The sequence below is a fragment of the Arthrobacter sp. efr-133-TYG-118 genome, from assembly GCF_030209755.1.
GTDB lineage: Bacteria > Actinomycetota > Actinomycetes > Actinomycetales > Micrococcaceae > Arthrobacter.
Window position 1 is genome coordinate 53796 of record NZ_JARVRH010000008.1, and the last position, 16102, is coordinate 69897.

Below are 16102 nucleotides of genomic sequence, written 5' to 3' on the forward strand. Positions count from 1 at the left end.
ACATGAAAAGGGCCGAGCTGAAACATGATGGGGGACAAATTTCAGCTCGGCCTTTCAAAGAGGTAATCGTCGGGGCACCCCAAAGGGTTACGCAGATTCCAAAAGTTTTTTTGAAGGCGTTTTTTGGGTCTTTTGGCGCCGGAACGCGCGACGGCGGGCCGCCCCCGAAAGGGCGACCCGCCGTCGTCGTGATTCAGCTTTGGTGACTAGTCCTCGATGAGGTCGTGCACCACGATCGTCTGGTCCCGGTCCGGGCCGACGCCGATCGCGGAGAACCGCGTGCCGGAGAGCTTCTCGAGGGCCAGCACGTATCGGCGGGCGTTCTCGGGGAGGTCTTCCAGCGTCTTGGCGCCGGTGATGTCCTCGGTCCAACCGTCGAAGTACTCGAAGATCGGCACTGCGTGGTGGAACTCGGTCTGGGTCATGGGCATTTCGTCGTGGCGAACGCCGTCGACGTCGTAGGCCACGCAGACCGGGATCTGCTCGATGCCGGTCAGAACGTCCAGCTTGGTGACGAAGTAGTCCGTGAAGCCGTTGACGCGGGATGCGTGGCGGGCCAGGACGGCGTCGTACCAACCGCAGCGGCGCGGGCGGCCGGTGTTCACGCCGAACTCGCCGCCGGTCTTCTGCAGGTACATGCCCATCGCGTCGAAGAGCTCCGTGGGGAACGGACCGGCGCCGACACGGGTGGTGTAGGCCTTGATGATGCCGATGGACCGCGAGATCCGGGTGGGTCCGATGCCCGAGCCAACGGACGCGCCGCCGGCGGTCGGGTTGGAAGATGTCACGAACGGGTAGGTGCCGTGGTCGACGTCCAGGAACGTGGCCTGGCCGCCTTCCATGAGGACCACCTTGCCCTCGTCCAGTGCGTTGTTGAGGACCAGGGTGCTGTCAATGACCAGTGGCCGCAGGCGTTCGGCGTAGGACAGGAAATACTCCACGATCTCGTCCACCACCACGTTGCGGCGGTTGTAGACCTTGACCAGGAGCTCGTTTTTTTGGCGCAGCGAGCCTTCCACCTTCTGGCGGAGGATCGATTCGTCGAAGACATCCTGGACGCGGATACCCAGGCGGGCCACCTTGTCCATGTAGGCCGGGCCGATGCCCCGGCCTGTGGTGCCGATGGCGCGGCTGCCGAGGAAGCGCTCCGTGACCTTGTCCAACACCTGGTGGTACGGCGCTACGAGGTGGGCATTGGCTGAGACACGCAAACGGGATGTGTCCGCGCCACGGGCTTCCAGGCCGTCGATCTCCTGGAACAGCGCCTCAAGGTTCACCACGCAGCCGTTGCCGATGATCGGAATGGCGTTGGGGCTCAGAATGCCGGCAGGAAGGAGTTTGAGCTCATACTTCTCACCGCCCACCACAACGGTGTGCCCGGCGTTGTTGCCGCCGTTGGGCTTGACCACGTAGTCAACGCGGCCACCGAGCAGGTCGGTTGCTTTGCCTTTGCCTTCGTCGCCCCATTGGGCTCCGACGATCACGATAGCTGGCATGGGATCCTCCCCCATTCTTTCGGGCCGGTCATGGCGGGATCACCAAGGCTCAGCGCCGTACATGAGAACGCCCCGAATCTTTCGGCCCTGCCCGCAGACTTTCGCAAAAGTTCACCGGCGGGATCAGCAAGAGTTCCGGGGCTCTTACCAGCCAAGTTTAGCCGATGCGGCTCTTGGACCTGTTGTCACACGGCCGGAGGGCGAAATGAAAGCAGGGAGGGAGCACACGAAGTTCCCTGTTAGCAGAATGTGAACTCTTCCCAAACAGTCCGCATTGTGCCGCCAAATCGACCGTCGGGCCCCAAACGACCGGCTACATTCTTTGTGAATCCTCTCCCCCAACACACCCGACTGACTCGCATTTGTTGTCGTTATGAGCCGTCTAAACGACAACAAATGCGAGCTAGTTGGGCGGGCACTGCCCGTGAATCCGAAAGTGAATCCATGAATCTTCGCAACAAACGTCTCCTGTCAACGGCAGGAGCGAGCGCACTCGCGGCGTCCACGATCGCTGCCGGCATGATCGGGTTCGGCATGACGCCGGCCTCGGCCAAGGGCCAGGACGACGGGACAAGCACGCCCATCAAGCACGTCGTCGTAATTTTCGGCGAGAACGTCTCCTTCGACCACTACTTCGCGACATATCCGCAGGCAGCCAACCCGGCCGGCGAAACCCAGCAAGGCAGCGGCGCAGCGGCTCCCGCGTTCACGGCGGCCAAGAACACGCCGAAGAACATCGCCACCCTCGCCAACGACAAGCTGCTGGCGCCCAACAATCCCAACTCGGTCCAGCCCCAGCGGCTGACGCCCGGCCAGGCAATCACGTGCGACCAGGACCACGAATACACCGCGGAGCAGAAGGCCTACAACGGTGGCCTGATGAACAAGTTCGTCGAAAACACCAGCATGGATACCTGTTCAGGTGGCCAGTTCGGCCGTCCCGGACTCACCATGGACTACTACGACGGCAACACCGTGACCGGGATCTGGAACTACGCCCAGAACTTCGCCATGAGCGACTCGCACTTCAGCACGGTGTTCGGCCCGTCCAGCCCCGGCGCGCTCAACCTCGTGTCCGGCCAGACCCACGGCGTCACCGAATTCACTGCCGCCGGACAGCCGGTCAAACCCGCAAGCAGCGACTACACAGTCAAGTTCCCTGACGCCAACGGCGTCGGAACCATGACGGAGGACCCGGATCCGGTCTACGACGACTGCTCTAACAAGAGCCACGCGAGCAAGAACAACCTAGCGGGCATGCAGGGTAAGAACATCGGCGACCTGCTCAACGACAAGGGCGTCAGTTGGGGCTGGTTCCAGGGCGGCTTTGCCCCGACCACACCGGCCACGGACACCACCCCGGCAGCGTGCATGACCACCCACACCAACATCGCGGGTGCCACGGTGACTGACTACAACCCGCACCACCAGCCGTTCCAGTACTACAAGTCAACGTCCAACCCGCACCACCTGGCTCCGGCCAGCGTGGACGAGATCGGACACAACGGCCAGGCTAACCACCAGTACGACACCACGGACTTCGCCAAGGTGGTCAACTCGGACAACATGCCTGCCGTCTCCTTCCTGAAGGCGGGAAACTACCAGGACGGCCACGCCGGCTACTCCGATCCCCTGGACGAGCAGAAGTTCATCACGCAGCAAGTGAACGCCATCCAGAACTCGAAGAACTGGGAAAACACTGCCATCGTCCTCGCCTACGATGACTCGGACGGCTGGTATGACCACGTCGCTGCCGGTGTGAAGAACTCCTCGAACACCACTGACGACGCCGCATGGTGCCTCAACGCCTACAACAAGGGTGTGCCGATGGCCGGAGGCTATGCCGACCGTTGCGGCCCCGGCCCCCGCCAGCCGCTCGTCGTGATCTCCCCCTTCGCCAAGAAGAACTTCGTGGACCACACCCAGACGGACCAGTCATCCATCCTCCGCTTCATCGAGGACAACTGGCACACCGGCCAGATCGGTGACTCCTCGGCAGACGCCAAGGCCGGATCCATCAACGCGATGTTCAACTTCGAAAACGGGCGGGACGTGAAGCTCATCCTCAATGAATCGAACGGCACCGTGGTTTCCCGGACCAAGGAAAGCGACGACCAGAACGAGAACCAGCAGTAGTAGGCGCTTGTCGAAACGGCACCGTCCCGAATCCATCGGGACGGTGCCGTTTCCGTTAACGGACGGCCGCTTCAGGCACGAATCCGGCTCCCGCCGTCGAGAGACCCAACACAAGAGTCCCGATTCACCCCACAGCTCACCGCCGTTCCGGTAGAGTTAACCAGCCCCCAACACTGCACCCAATCCGACCGGTCGCGGCAAACCGCTCCCGGCCGGATAAGTGCGCCTCGCTACACGTAGGAGACCCAAGCCCATATGCAAGACCTGGCGACTGAAACACTCGAAGTGCAGCTCTGGAACCGACGTTTCGAACCCCACATCGCCGAGGTCACGGGGCTTTGCGATTCCCTCAAAGAACAGAAGCCTGGTAGCGAAGTCCTCTACGTAGACCCCGCCCACAGCGTTGACGAGTGCCGCATCATCAGCCTTTTCTCCAACACCCGCACCACTGAGGGCTCGGGCTTCATCGTCCCGGGCGACGCGGATGCCACCGCCCGCATGGTAGGCATGCAGTGGCAGTTGGGCCTGCGTCCGGAACTCATGATGCCGTGGAACGTTTACCCGTGGATCGAGCCCGACGGCGAGCCGGGCAAGCTGACTCCCGCCAACATCACCGAAGGCCTCAAGCCGCTCCTGCGCCTTCTGGCGATCGTGCCGCGCACCTCCGTTCTGGTAGCCCACGGCAATGAAGCCCATCGTTTGGCGGACCAGCTCATGAAATCCGCGCCACAGAGCATCCACCGCCGCGGCTTCAAGACGTTCAAGGTCCGCTCGCTAGGTGGACGCTCGTTCGCCGGCTCCCCCACCCGCCAGCAGGAGTACCTGGACCTCATCCATGGCGCCTACGCGGAGGCCATGGCCCGGACCGGCCTAACCCCCGTCTCCTAGGACTCACCAAGCCCAACTAACTCGCATTTGTTGTCGTTCTGACGCCTCATAACGGCATTAACTGCGAGTCAGTTGGGTGAGCAACGTTCGACGGCGACCGCCCACCTGAGTGGGCGGCCGCCGTCGTCGTCTTCTCAGCAGTCCTAGCCTTCGATCGCTGCCTTCGCGGCGGGATCGGAGTCGTTCAGGAACTTCTCGATCCGCTCCGGCTCCTCAGCTTCGCCGATGGCTGCGGACGCCCGGCCGAGAGAGTACAGAGCGCGCAGGAATCCCCTGTTCGGCTCGTGCTCCCACGGAATGGGCCCGACGCCGCGCCAACCGTTGCGGCGCAGCGAATCCAGTCCCCGGTGGTAACCCACGCGGGAATACGCGTAGGAGTCGATGGTCCGGCCGTCAGCCCAGGCTTCCTCGGCCAGGATCGCCCACAGCAACGAAGACGTGGGGTACTTGGCCACGAGGTCCAGGGCTTCCTGCCCCAAGGCAAGGTGCTGGTACACCTCGGTCTCGGCGGGCAGGAGCGTCGGCTCCGGGCCCATCAGGTTCTTGCGGAATTCGTCGGACATTAGAAGGTCTTGCCTACCGAACCGAGCTGCTTTGCGGCTTCCACGATGCGGGCAGCCATGCCGGCTTCGGCGGAGGCTCCCCAGACGCGCGGGTCGTACGTCTTCTTGTTGCCCATCTCGCCGTCGACCTTCAGGACGCCGTCGTAGTTCGAGAACATGTGCCCGGCAACCGGGCGCGTGAACGCGTACTGGGTGTCCGTGTCGATGTTCATCTTGATGACACCGTAGGAAACAGCATCCGCGATTTCCTGCTCGGTGGAGCCCGAGCCGCCGTGGAAGACGAGGTCGAACGGGTTGGTCTTGCCGATCTTGGCACCGACCTCGGCCTGGATCTGCTTGAGCAGTTCGGGGCGGAGCTTGACGTTGCCCGGCTTGTACACGCCGTGGACGTTGCCGAAGGTCAGTGCCGTCAGGTAGCGGCCGTTCTCGCCGGCGCCGAGTGCCTCGATGGTCGCGAGGGCGTCTTCGGTGGTGGTGTAGAGCTTCTCGTTGATCTCGTTCTCGACGCCGTCTTCCTCGCCGCCGACCGTGCCGATTTCAACCTCGAGGATGATCTTGGCTGCGGCTGCGCGTTCCAGCAGTTCCCGGCCGATCCGCAGGTTCTCGGACAGCGTCTCGTGCGAGCCGTCCCACATGTGCGAGTTGAAGATCGGATCCTTGCCGGCCTTGACGGCTTCCTCGGAAGCGGCCAGCAGCGGAAGAACGAAATCAGCCAGCTTGTCCTGCGGGCAGTGGTCCGTGTGCAGGGCGATGTTCACGTTGTAGTTCTTCGCGACCTCGCGGGCGAACGCCGCGAAGCCCAGGGAGCCGGCAACCATGTCCTTGACGGATGCGCCGGACCAGTAAGCCGCACCACCGGTGGAGACCTGGATGATGCCGTCCGACTCGGCCTCGGCAAAGCCGCGGATGGCGGCGTTCAGGGTCTGCGACGAGGTGACGTTCACTGCCGGGAACGCGTATCCACCGGCCTTCGCGCGGTCGATCATCTCGGAGTAAATCTCTGGGGTTGCGATGGGCATGCTGACTCCTATGCTGATTTTCGTCTGTGGGTTTTGTTGACCCTGGAGTAGACCTATACGGCTAGGCACCATCCTAGCGACTTCGAATCCGGCACCGTGTTTCCGGTCACGGAGACGGGTAACACTTGCGGACCTTTTGCCGCCGGGTGCTCTCAGGACACGCGCTGCCCGAAGTTGTGCCTGCGGATCCAGGCGTGCATCGCGATTGCCGCAGCCGACGCCGCGTTCATGGACCGGGTGGAACCGTACTGCTCGATCGACAGCGTGGCGACGGCGGCGTCGTGCACCTCGGGAGTCAGTCCGGGGCCCTCCTGCCCGAACACGAGCACGCAATTGCGCGGAAGTTCGTAGGTTTCCAGCGGCACGGAATCGGGGAAGATGTCGATGCCGATGATGGCCAGCCCTTCCCCCTGCGCCCACTCCACGAAATCCTCCACGGTGGGGTGGTGGCGGACGTGCTGGTAGCGGTCGGTGACCATGGCCCCGCGACGGTTCCACCGGCGTCGTCCGATGATGTGGACCTCCTTGGCGAGGAACGCATTGGCGGTGCGAACCACAGTGCCGATGTTCAGGTCGTGCTGCCAGTTCTCAATGGCAATGTGGAAATCGTGCCGGTGCGCGTCCAGGTCCGCGACGATCGCTTCGTGCTTCCAGTACCGGTACTTGTCCACGACGTTGCGGCGGTCGCCATCCGCCAGCAGGTCCGGGTCCCAATGCTCGCCTTCCGGCCAGTCGCCTTCCCAAGGCCCGACGCCGACCTCGGGTTTCGCTTCGGGCTCCCCCTCGGTGGAGGAGACGAGAGGCGAGACAGCAGAGGAGTCGGTAGGGGCAGGGTTCTGGGGCCGGTCAGTCACTCTTCAACACTAGTCCGGGCAGTACCGCCTGCGGCGCCGAAACCCAGCCCTGTAACGCAGGACACCCGGGTGTCTCCCGGACCGAAAGATGAAAGACTTGGGACGAGAAACAGCCAATACGCGGAGGAAAAGCATGGAGAACGCAACCGAGGCCCCGAAAAGCTCAGCCATTTACCGCAACGGACACGAAATCGAATGCTGGCTCACGGATATGGACGGTGTCCTGGTCCACGAAAACCAGGCGGTTCCCGGAGCGGCTGAACTGATCCAGCGCTGGGTGGACACCTCCAAGAGATTCCTCGTCCTCACCAATAACTCCATCTTCACCCCGCGGGACCTGGCTGCCCGGCTGAGCTCCTCCGGCCTGGAAATCCCGGAAGAGAACATCTGGACATCGGCCTTGGCCACGGCACAATTCCTCAAGGACCAGGTGCAGGGCTCGGAGTCCGGGAACCGCGCCTACACCATCGGTGAGGCAGGGCTCACGACGGCGTTGCATGAGGCCGGCTTCATCCTCACCGACCAGAACCCGGACTTCGTGGTGCTCGGCGAAACCCGCACCTACTCCTTCGAAGCGATCACCATGGCCATCCGGCTGATCCTCGCCGGGGCGCGCTTCATCGCCACCAACCCGGATGCCACCGGCCCCTCGAAGGACGGCCCGATGCCCGCCACCGGCGCCATCGCCGCGCTCATCTCCAAGGCGACCGGCCGCGAGCCATACATTGTGGGCAAGCCGAACCCCATGATGTTCCGTTCCGCGATGAACCAGATCGACGCCCACTCGGAAACCACGGCAATGATCGGTGACCGCATGGATACCGACATCATCGCGGGCATGGAAGCCGGGCTGCACACCGTCCTGGTGCTCAGCGGCATCACCCAGCGCGAGGACATCGCGGCCTTCCCGTTCCGGCCGAACCAGGTCCTGAACTCGGTAGCTGACCTCAAAAGCCAGATCTAAGAAGAAGGGGCTGCTGCCATGGCTGTGCTGAACCTCCGTTCCCTGGCCGGTGGCCGAATTCTGAGGGGCAGCCAGCCGTTTGGCATGGACATCGCGGCGACGGCCGCCTTCCTGGAACTTCATGGCATCCAGACGGTTGTGGATCTCCGGAGCGAATACGAACGCGCCATTGTGCCCTGGCAACTGGCCAACGGTGCCGTGGAACTCGTGGAGAACCCCCTCGATCCGCGTACCGCTTCCGAGGGGCTTCAATCGATCCACACAACCGAAGACCTTGGCGAGCTCTATCTCGGCTGGGTGCGCGCCCGCCCGGATTGGGTGGCCGAATCGCTGCGTCCCGCGGCCCAAGGCAAGCGGACCCTCATCCACTGCTCGCTCGGAAAGGACCGCACCGGCGTCGTGTCCGCTCTGGCGCTCCTCGCGACGGGCGCTGACCACGCGGCTGTCGTGGCAGACTACGCCGCAAGCACCGCTGCCCTCCCCACGATGCTGGAAACCATGTCAGCAGCCTGGCGGCTGGCGGTCCCCGAGGTTCCGGAGGAGGCTTTCAGTCCCTCGCTCATGCTGCTGCAATCCCCCGAAGCTGCGATGGAATACTTCCTGGACCGTTTCGGGCACGAGTTCGGCAGCGCGGGGGATTACTTGCGGGACGCCGGCCTCAGTGGTTCCGAGCTGGATGGATTGCGGCTCAGGTAGCGGCGTTCTTTCTTCAGGGAGCACCGCTCAGTAGAACACCACCCGCGAGCCGGCGCGGGGCAGCGGAAAGAGCTCGTTCTCCAGGTCCTCGATGATCGGATTGTAGATAAAGGGATTCCACTGGGGGCTCGCGTGGGCGGGGCGGGCGCCGTCGGTCCTGCGGCCCGTGGACGCGATGTTGAGGGGAAATGTCTTGGCCCACGCTGCCCGGGCCGTTCCGTAGTTCACGGTGTCGTCGTTCGGGTTTCCGATAAAGGCCATGCGGGTGTCCCCAAGCCTGTCGACAAAGCGCGTGCCGTCGAAATGGTAGATGTAGTCCGATTCACTTTGGATCAGCACGCTCGACGGCGCGATCGGCGAGAGCTGCTCCAGGGTCTGGTCCCAGATCTGCCCCCAGGTGCGTTCATGCTTGTTCACCACGCGCTCCCCTAGCTCGTAACCGCCGCGGAGGACCGACGGAACCTGGAAGCCGCTCTCGTACAAGAACACCACGCCGTCGAACCAGCTTTGGTCGAGGATGTCGTACTTACTGAACGGCGAAGAATCCAACAGGATCAGCTTGACGCTCACGCCGTTCCTTTCACGCAGGAGCGCCGCCACTTCGGTGGCCAACATCCCGCCGAAACTGTGGCCGTAGAAATAGAGGGTGTTCAGCTTCCGCTCATTGATGTAGGCGAGCACGGCGTCCACAACCTCGGTGACTTCCAACCCCAAGTTGGAGTATCCGACGGCGGCCATCTGGCCCCGCTGCCGTAGCGAACCGCGTATCGAGTTGAGGATCCATTGGGCCTCTTCCCAGCTGGTCTTGTAGCCGGGAAAGAGAATCCAACTCGAGTTGGGGTAGTACGACTCTGCGAAATCGTCCCCCACCGGAAGGATCTTGGTGGTGCGACGTTCAGCCTGGACCTGGCGGGTGAACAGCATGTCCGCTGCGAGGGCCGTGGAAGCACCCGCTCCAATCAGGAAGGAGCGACGGGAGAAACTCTTCAGCTCGGCGGCGTGGCGGAGCACCCGGGCAAGGGAGCCCGGGTCCTGCCAGCGTTGCTGCTTCCGGGGAAATTTTCCCTCCCGATAGTTCACGCAGCCAGCTTAGGCTTTTCGGCCGCCGGGCACACGGGCCCCCTTCAGCCCCGCCTAGGCGCGGGAAGCTTAGTCGAGTCCCAGCTCGTCCTTGCCGAAAGCGAAGAGGTAGGGCACGCCGGTTTCGGCTTCGATCTTTTCCTTGGCGCCAGTGTTGCGGTCCACGATGACGGCCACGGCCACCACGTTGCCACCGGCCTTGCGGACGCCTTCGACGGCGGTCAGTGCCGAGCCGCCGGTGGTGGAGGTGTCCTCGAGAACCACGACGTTGCGGCCCTCCACCGAGGGACCTTCCACTTGGCGGCCCATGCCGTAGGACTTCTGCGCCTTGCGCACAACAAAGGCGTCAACGGCGCGTCCGGCGTCGGCGGCGGCGTGCATCACGGCGGTACCGACGGGGTCCGCACCCATAGTCAGGCCACCGGCGCACTCAACGGCGATTCCGGCGTCGTCGATCATGGAGAGCATGACCTGGCCAACCAGCTTCGAAGCCTCGTGGTGGAGGGTGATGCGCCGCAGGTCGATGTAGTAGTCCGCCTCGGCACCGCTGGAAAGGATCACCTTGCCGCGGACGACCGCCAGTTCTTTGATCAATTCAAGGAGGCGGGCACGGGCGGCGGCAGTGGCGGTGGCAGCATCAGAGGCGACAGTCATGGTGCCTATTCTACGTAAAGCCGTTCACCGCAACGGAATGGCCGGCGTCATGGAAAGTCCACGACGCCTGCACGTCACTCGCCGTAACCTGTGAAATATCTGCGCGGGGGACGGTGTTCCCGCCCATATGACAACAATCGGAATCATCGGTGCAGGACACATTGGCAGCCAAGTCGCTCGCAAAGCAGTTGAGCTTGGCTATGACGTAGTGATCAGCAACTCGCGGGGACCGGAGACCCTGGCGGAACTGGTGGCGGAGCTTGGCACACGTGCCCGGGCCGCAACACCGGCCGAGGCAGCGGCAGCAGGCGATTTCGCCGTGGTGACCGTTCCCCTCAGGAGCTACCAGGACATTCCCGTGGAACCGCTCGCCGGCAAGATTGTGATCGACACGAACAACTACTACTGGGAGCGGGACGGCCGCATCCCGGAGCTGGACAAGGGCGAGGCCACCACGTCGGGCCTGCTGCAGAAGCATTTGCCCACGTCCAAGGTGGCCAAGGGTTTCAACCACATCATGGCGAAGGAGATCGGCACCGACGGCACCCCGGCGGGCTCCGAGAACCGCCGCGCACTGGCCACCGCCAGCGACTACCCGGAAGCCGCCGAACTCGTGGCAAAGCTCTACGACGAGTTCGGCTTCGACACTGTCAACATCGGACCGCTCGACGAGAGCTGGCGCGTGGAGCGTGACCGCCCGGCCTACGTGATTCGGCAGAACGCCGCCGAACTCAAGGACAACCTGGCCAAGGCGACACGCACCATCTAGGAACCTCCAAACAACGCAGCAGCCGCTTGCCTCAGAAAGGCAAGCGGCTGCTGTGTCTAAGCGTCGACGAGCGGCCCCGTTAGGGCGCCGAAGCGGGATCGACGACGGCGAACCCCGCCAACGCGGCTGCCTTGCGAACGTACGCCAAGTTGGAGGCCGTCCGTTCCTCTAACGGAAGCTCGGTGGAAAAGTCTTCCAGCGTGACCCAGGAGTCGTAGCCGACTTCTGCGAGCGCGCGGAAGTAGGCGAGGACGCTTGCTTGGCCTTCGGCCAAGGGAGCCCATTCGTTGACCCACACGGCCGCACCCGATTCGTCCTTCGCCTCGGTGCGGACCCAGCGGGCGTTCTTCACGTGGACATGTGCCAAGTAGGGGCCGAGGAGCTGGAGTGCAGGCAACGGCGATTCCCAGCCCTCGATCAGCAGGTTGCCGAGGTCATGGATTACGCCGACATGCTGTGGATCCAGCCCTTCCAGCAATCGCCGGGCCGAGGAGGCCGACGCCGTCACGGTTCCATGGTGCAGTTCCACAAGGGCTTTGACGCCGTGGTGTGCCGCGCGGGAAGCAACCCACTCGTAGTGTTCCCGGGTGGCGGCAAAGAGTTCCGGGTAGGACAGGCCTGTGGGTTCCTGGCCGCCCATGTTCGAGTTGCCCAGCGGCAACACGTTCACGCGGACCTGCTTGGCACCCAAGGCTGCGGTCGCCGCGAGGACCCGATCGACGTCGTCGTGGTTGTCGCAGCGGGCGTAGCCGCCGAGTCCGGAGAATTCCAGCCCTGATTCCGCGGTGAGGCGGGCAATCTCCGGGATCGAGCCCTCCAAGCCCGTCATGGGCCAGGTGGCACGGTTCCCCGCCCAGAAGCCAGGTTCTGCTGCCTCCGCCTGGTCGGTGACGCGCCATTCGATGCCGTCCCACCCCTGGGATGCGAGCTTGGTGGCGGCTTCCAGCGGCGACCATTCGGGCGTGGACGCGGTGAAGACAGAGAACTTCATGCCGATACCTCTTCGCGGGGCGAGCCAGTAGGGGCTACCGCGTGGGAAGAGGCCCCGCCGGTGCGGACCTCCACATTGTTGTACTTGCCGGCAATGACGTCGGCGATCAGCACGGGCTGGCCCAAGGTGGCTGAGACATACAGGGCACGCACTGTAGCCAGAGCGGTCACGGCGTCCCTGACGGTAACGCCCGCCGGGCGTCCTGCCCGGATCGCCGCGATAATGTCCCGGTACTGCCGGACATGTCCAGCCGGGTACACCGTGGGGTCCAGTGCTTCGACGGTGTCGTCCGGGTATTTGGCGAGCTCGACGGCGGCCTGGTTCCCGCCGCCGAGGATGCCCATGGCGCTGCTTTCCGAAGGATCTGCTGCGTCGGAGGCGTGGAAGTACGCGAGATCGTCGTTGTCGATCACTGCGGAACCCTTGCTGCCCATCACCTGGAGGCGGACCGTCAGGCCCGGGTACGCCGCCGTCGTCGCGTGCAACACGGCAAGGGCACCGGACTCGAAAGTAATGGTAGCTACGGCGGTGTCTTCCACCTCAACGCCTTCGTGGGCGAGAAGCGCGGTTTTGGCGCTGATCTCGAGGGGCCGGCCGAGGAACCACAAAAGCAGATCAACGGTGTGGACGCCCTGGTTCATGATGGCCCCACCGCCGTCCATGGCCCAGGTTCCGCGCCAGGCGCCCGAATCGTAGTAGCCCTGGCTCCGCCACCAGCTGACGGAGGCGACGGCGGAGGTCAGTGTGCCGAAGCGTCCGGCTCGACGGGCCTCGTCCACCACCCGGCTGGCCGGATCAAAGCGGTGCTGGCTGATGACGGTGGCCACCAGGCCCTTGGCCTGGGCTACCTTGGCCGCAGCCAGGATTTCGTCTGCCTTGCTCAAGTCAACATCTAGGGGCTTTTCGATCACGACGTGCTTGCCGGCGTCGAGCGCTTCGAGCGCTTGCTGGATGTGCAGCCCGCTGGGCGTCGCGATGATGACCACGTCAACGGGCGCGGCGGCGAGCGCCTCGGCCAGCGTCGGGAAGACCGCAGGCCTAGGGTCGCCGTGGGCTTCGATCTTCGCGGCAAGCGCCTCGGAAGCCTCGGCAACCACATCCACCAGCGCCGTGATGACCACCTCCGGGAATTCGCGGACCGCCGCCGTGTGGGTGCGGCCGATGACCCCGCACCCTACGATCGCGGCCCGGATTTCCGAAGCGCCGGGAGCATTTGACACCTCGCTCACTTCGTCCCCACTCCTGCTTCATGGAGGACTTTCGCGAACGCCCTTGCTGCAATGCCGAACGCCGTCGGGCCGGAGAATCCGCCCAGTCCATGGGCACCGGCCAAGTGTGGCTCGAGGCTCGCGAAGCCGGTGTACCCGTCGGCCTTCAGGGCCTCAACCGTGCGGAGGACATCGCCGTCGCCCTCGCCCGCCGGGACCACGGTGGCGTTCGAGAACAAGGCATCCTTCACCTGCAGGTATTCAAGGTGCGGGCGGAGCTTGGCGTAGCCGTCGTCGAAAGGCTTGACGCCCACCTGGACGAAATTCGCCGCGTCCCAAGCCACTTTGAGCGCGGGAGACGCCACGGTTTCGACGATGTCCAGGACCCGTTCGGGGATATCCCCATAGATGTCCTTCTCGTTTTCGTGCAGAAGCACGACGCCGGTCTCTTCCGCCACGTCCGCGAGCGCACGCATGCGTTCGATGACCGCATCCCGGATGCTCTCCACCGCGACGTCCTCGCCGTAGTAGAAGGAGAAGATCCGGATGTAGCGGGATTCCAGGACCTGCGCGGCGTTGACTGCCCGGCGAAGCCGCTCGACCTCGTGCTCCACGGGAAGGGAAACGTCCACTTTTCCGATCGGCGAGGCGATCGCGGAAACCTTCATGTCCGCGGCATCCAGCAAGGACTTCAGTTCACGGAGCCGCGCATCATCCAGATCCACGATGTTGGTGCCCCAGGCGCTGCGGACCTCAATGTGCCTGGCTCCCAATGCCTGCATCACGGCAATCTGGATCTTGGGGTCGTCGTCGATCTCGTCGCCGAAGCCCGAGAGCTCCCATTCAACAGCTGGCGTGCTCATAGTTACTTGACTCCTCCGGCGGTCAGGCCGCCCACTAGGTAACGCTGGAAAATCAGGTACAGGATGACCACCGGGGCGGCACACACAAGGGAAGCCGCCATCATCTGGCCGTAGTAGGGAATCGCGCCGCCTTCTTGCGAGGCGCCGAAGACCTGGAGCGCGACGGCGGCCGTCTGGCTTTCGGGCCGCGTCATGACCGAGGCGAACAGGACATCGTTCCAGCCGAGCAGGAAGGCGAAAATACCGGAAACGACGACGCCGGGCCAGCTCAGCGGGAGGATGATCCGCACCAGAACGCCCAGGTTGCTGGCGCCGTCGATCCTTGCCGCCTCTTCGAGTTCGCGCGGCAGGCCGCGCAGGTAGGTGACCATCACCCAAGTGGAGAACGGCATCGCGAACGTCAGGTACGTCACGAACAAACCCCACTGCGTGCCGATGATCTGGATGCCCAAGTAGCTGGCGGATGAGGAGAACAACACGAAGACCGGAAGCACCATGAGGGTACCGGGAACCGACTGCAGTCCGAGGAGCCCGCGAAGGATCGTCAAGCGGCCACGGAATTGGTAGCGGACCAGGACGTAGGCGGTTGCGATCGACATCAGTGCGGAGACAACGGCGGTGGAACCGGCCACGAGGACGCTGTTGGCCAACCCCGTGGCTAGTCCAACACTCGACCAGATAGTGGAGTAGTTCTCAAAGGAGAAGCTGGACGGGAAGAACTCGCCCCTGGCCACGCCGATGTCCGAGTTCACGGACGCCAGGAAGATGTACGCCACCGGAATGAGCACCAGGGCACACAACACCGTCAGGATGATGGCGAGCATGGGCCCTGGCAAGAGTTTGGTGACTTCGTGCTGGCGTTTGGAGCCCGGGCGGAAGTCTTCGCTCGATTGGCGTCCGACGGCGGTAGTTGCGGTGCTCACTTTTTGCCTCCCGGAGTTTCGGCGTCGTCGAGTTTGACGGCCCGCAGATAGACGAATAGGGGAATCGCGATCAAGATCAGCGAAATGAAGGCCATGGCCGCGCTGAGCCCGAACCTGAAACTCTGGAAGCTCGTGACGTAGGTAAGGATCGGGAGCAGCTCCACGTCGGACGGAGCGGGTACCCCGAACAGGACGAACGGCAACGTGAAGTTGTTGATGTGGTGCAGCATGCCGATCAGGAACGCCAAGGAGAGCGGACCCTTCAGGTACGGGAAAACCACGTAGCGGAGCTTGTTCCACCACAGCGCACCGTCAAGGGCCGAGGCCTCGTGGACCTCATGGTCCACGGACTGGAGCCCGGACAATGCCAGCAGGTAGACGAACGGCCACGATGCCCAGATCTGGACCAGGATCAGCGTCCAATATGACTGGGGACCGTTGAGCCACAGGCCGGGGTCGATGCCTACCGAATGCAGCGCCGAATCGATCACGCTGCCCGGCTGGAACATCGTCCGCCACACCGTGGCCACCACGAAGGAGGGAAGGACGTAGGGGACCAGGAAGATGGAACGGATCACGGCCCGGCCCTTGAACGCGTTCTGGGTCGCGACGGCCCCGGCGATGCCGAGCGGGATAGTGACAACCATGGCGAGCAAGGAGTAGCTGACGCTGAGCCAGATGGCGTGCAGCAAAGGCGATGCGGTCAGCGCTTCGACGAAGTTCTGGACCCCGATGAACGGAGCGCTGACCCACTGGCGCAGCGAATACTGGTCCAGGTCCAGCCCCGACATGAAGATGCCGAGGAGGAGCGGCACCACGATGATGATCACCATCAGCAGGCCGCCTGGAATCAGCATCCACAAGGGGCGGTTGCGTTCGCTCAGCCCCTTGCGGCGCCGGGGCGCGTTGTCCGGCGACTGCGGGTCCGGCTTTGCAGCGCGGGACGATTTGCGGCGCGTGGACTTCCCCGCAGTCAATGAATCGGTGGACATGTCAGT

At 63.7% G+C, this 16102-nt stretch carries 16 protein-coding genes; 5 read left to right on the top strand and 11 right to left on the bottom strand.

What is annotated here, in order from left to right; translation table 11 throughout:
* Window positions 1-206 precede the first annotated feature (206 nt).
* The gene (locus QRN59_RS07390; protein WP_284981866.1) at window positions 207-1496 is read right to left on the bottom strand and encodes an adenylosuccinate synthase; all 1290 of its coding nucleotides are present in this window, start codon (window positions 1494-1496) and stop codon (window positions 207-209) included.
* Between the two features lie 444 nt (window positions 1497-1940).
* Here QRN59_RS07390 and QRN59_RS07395 point away from each other — a divergent pair, with 444 nt between their 5' ends.
* Together QRN59_RS07395 and QRN59_RS07400 are read left to right on the top strand one after the other, a co-directional pair.
* Window positions 1941-3632, top strand: coding sequence for a phospholipase C (locus QRN59_RS07395; protein ID WP_284981867.1), 1692 nt, complete (start codon window positions 1941-1943; stop codon window positions 3630-3632).
* A 255-nt stretch (window positions 3633-3887) separates the two neighbouring features.
* A complete protein-coding gene (locus QRN59_RS07400; protein WP_284981868.1) occupies window positions 3888-4520 on the top strand; it encodes a uracil-DNA glycosylase family protein in 633 nt (210 codons plus the stop codon).
* A 143-nt stretch (window positions 4521-4663) separates the two neighbouring features.
* Here QRN59_RS07400 and QRN59_RS07405 read toward each other — a convergent pair whose 3' ends face one another.
* From QRN59_RS07405 to QRN59_RS07415, 3 genes are read right to left on the bottom strand one after another with little or no spacing between them, the layout of a single operon-like run.
* Window positions 4664-5083 carry a DUF3151 domain-containing protein gene (locus tag QRN59_RS07405; protein ID WP_059388503.1) on the bottom strand — a complete coding sequence of 140 codons (420 nt, stop codon included), beginning with the start codon at window positions 5081-5083 and terminating at the stop codon, window positions 4664-4666.
* Complete coding sequence (gene fbaA / locus QRN59_RS07410) at window positions 5083-6258, bottom strand: class II fructose-bisphosphate aldolase (RefSeq protein ID WP_502871038.1); 1176 nt, start codon at window positions 6256-6258, stop codon at window positions 5083-5085. Before fbaA ends, QRN59_RS07405 begins: the two co-directional genes overlap by 1 nt.
* A complete protein-coding gene (locus tag QRN59_RS07415; RefSeq protein ID WP_284981870.1) occupies window positions 6255-6956 on the bottom strand; it encodes a TrmH family RNA methyltransferase in 702 nt (233 codons plus the stop codon). The genes fbaA and QRN59_RS07415 overlap by 4 nt, the downstream gene beginning before the upstream one ends.
* Before the next feature lie 133 nt (window positions 6957-7089).
* Here QRN59_RS07415 and QRN59_RS07420 point away from each other — a divergent pair, with 133 nt between their 5' ends.
* Entirely contained in the window at window positions 7090-7920 is an 831-nt protein-coding gene (locus tag QRN59_RS07420; protein ID WP_236814509.1) for an HAD-IIA family hydrolase, read from the top strand.
* An 18-nt stretch (window positions 7921-7938) separates the two neighbouring features.
* Window positions 7939-8616, top strand: coding sequence for a tyrosine-protein phosphatase (locus QRN59_RS07425; RefSeq protein ID WP_284981871.1), 678 nt, complete (start codon window positions 7939-7941; stop codon window positions 8614-8616).
* A 27-nt stretch (window positions 8617-8643) separates the two neighbouring features.
* Here the strand turns inward: QRN59_RS07425 and QRN59_RS07430 are convergent, their stop codons facing one another.
* Both QRN59_RS07430 and pyrE read right to left on the bottom strand, forming a co-directional pair.
* Entirely contained in the window at window positions 8644-9696 is a 1053-nt protein-coding gene (locus QRN59_RS07430) for a thioesterase domain-containing protein (RefSeq protein WP_284981872.1), read from the bottom strand.
* 69 nt (window positions 9697-9765) lie between these two features.
* Window positions 9766-10350 (bottom strand): orotate phosphoribosyltransferase, encoded by a 585-nt coding sequence (gene pyrE, locus QRN59_RS07435; protein WP_234752707.1) that lies wholly within the window; start codon window positions 10348-10350, stop codon window positions 9766-9768.
* A 127-nt stretch (window positions 10351-10477) separates the two neighbouring features.
* Between pyrE and QRN59_RS07440 the strand changes: the two genes are divergently transcribed.
* Window positions 10478-11119 (top strand): NADPH-dependent F420 reductase, encoded by a 642-nt coding sequence (locus QRN59_RS07440; protein ID WP_284981875.1) that lies wholly within the window; start codon window positions 10478-10480, stop codon window positions 11117-11119.
* 79 nt (window positions 11120-11198) lie between these two features.
* On the opposite strand, the gene QRN59_RS07445 is transcribed toward QRN59_RS07440, so the two are convergent.
* From QRN59_RS07445 to QRN59_RS07465, 5 genes are all read right to left on the bottom strand, one after another.
* On the bottom strand, window positions 11199-12110 hold the full coding sequence (locus QRN59_RS07445; RefSeq protein ID WP_284981876.1) for a sugar phosphate isomerase/epimerase family protein: 912 nt from the start codon (window positions 12108-12110) through the stop codon (window positions 11199-11201).
* A complete protein-coding gene (locus QRN59_RS07450; RefSeq protein ID WP_284981878.1) occupies window positions 12107-13339 on the bottom strand; it encodes a Gfo/Idh/MocA family protein in 1233 nt (410 codons plus the stop codon). The genes QRN59_RS07445 and QRN59_RS07450 overlap by 4 nt, the downstream gene beginning before the upstream one ends.
* Window positions 13336-14181, bottom strand: a complete 846-nt coding sequence (locus QRN59_RS07455; protein WP_284981879.1) for a sugar phosphate isomerase/epimerase family protein — start codon at window positions 14179-14181, stop codon at window positions 13336-13338. The genes QRN59_RS07450 and QRN59_RS07455 overlap by 4 nt, the downstream gene beginning before the upstream one ends.
* Window positions 14182-14183: 2 nt before the next feature.
* Complete coding sequence (locus tag QRN59_RS07460; RefSeq protein ID WP_441430548.1) at window positions 14184-15005, bottom strand: carbohydrate ABC transporter permease; 822 nt, start codon at window positions 15003-15005, stop codon at window positions 14184-14186.
* Between the two features lie 95 nt (window positions 15006-15100).
* The gene (locus tag QRN59_RS07465) at window positions 15101-16096 is read right to left on the bottom strand and encodes a carbohydrate ABC transporter permease (RefSeq protein ID WP_284981883.1); all 996 of its coding nucleotides are present in this window, start codon (window positions 16094-16096) and stop codon (window positions 15101-15103) included.
* Window positions 16097-16102 lie beyond the last annotated feature (6 nt).

Bases quoted from the DNA above. Each gene is read 5' to 3' on its own strand.
- QRN59_RS07390 (WP_284981866.1), bottom strand. From the start codon at position 1,496: ATGCCAGCTATCGTGATCGTCGGAGCCCAATGGGGCGACGAAGGCAAA.
- QRN59_RS07395 (WP_284981867.1), top strand. From the start codon at position 1,941: ATGAATCTTCGCAACAAACGTCTCCTGTCAACGGCAGGAGCGAGCGCA.
- QRN59_RS07400 (WP_284981868.1), top strand. From the start codon at position 3,888: ATGCAAGACCTGGCGACTGAAACACTCGAAGTGCAGCTCTGGAACCGA.
- QRN59_RS07405 (WP_059388503.1), bottom strand. From the start codon at position 5,083: ATGTCCGACGAATTCCGCAAGAACCTGATGGGCCCGGAGCCGACGCTC.
- QRN59_RS07420 (WP_236814509.1), top strand. From the start codon at position 7,090: ATGGAGAACGCAACCGAGGCCCCGAAAAGCTCAGCCATTTACCGCAAC.
- QRN59_RS07425 (WP_284981871.1), top strand. From the start codon at position 7,939: ATGGCTGTGCTGAACCTCCGTTCCCTGGCCGGTGGCCGAATTCTGAGG.
- pyrE (WP_234752707.1), bottom strand. From the start codon at position 10,350: ATGACTGTCGCCTCTGATGCTGCCACCGCCACTGCCGCCGCCCGTGCC.
- QRN59_RS07440 (WP_284981875.1), top strand. From the start codon at position 10,478: ATGACAACAATCGGAATCATCGGTGCAGGACACATTGGCAGCCAAGTC.
- QRN59_RS07445 (WP_284981876.1), bottom strand. From the start codon at position 12,110: ATGAAGTTCTCTGTCTTCACCGCGTCCACGCCCGAATGGTCGCCGCTG.
- QRN59_RS07455 (WP_284981879.1), bottom strand. From the start codon at position 14,181: ATGAGCACGCCAGCTGTTGAATGGGAGCTCTCGGGCTTCGGCGACGAG.
- QRN59_RS07460 (WP_441430548.1), bottom strand. From the start codon at position 15,005: ATGCTCGCCATCATCCTGACGGTGTTGTGTGCCCTGGTGCTCATTCCG.
- QRN59_RS07465 (WP_284981883.1), bottom strand. From the start codon at position 16,096: ATGTCCACCGATTCATTGACTGCGGGGAAGTCCACGCGCCGCAAATCG.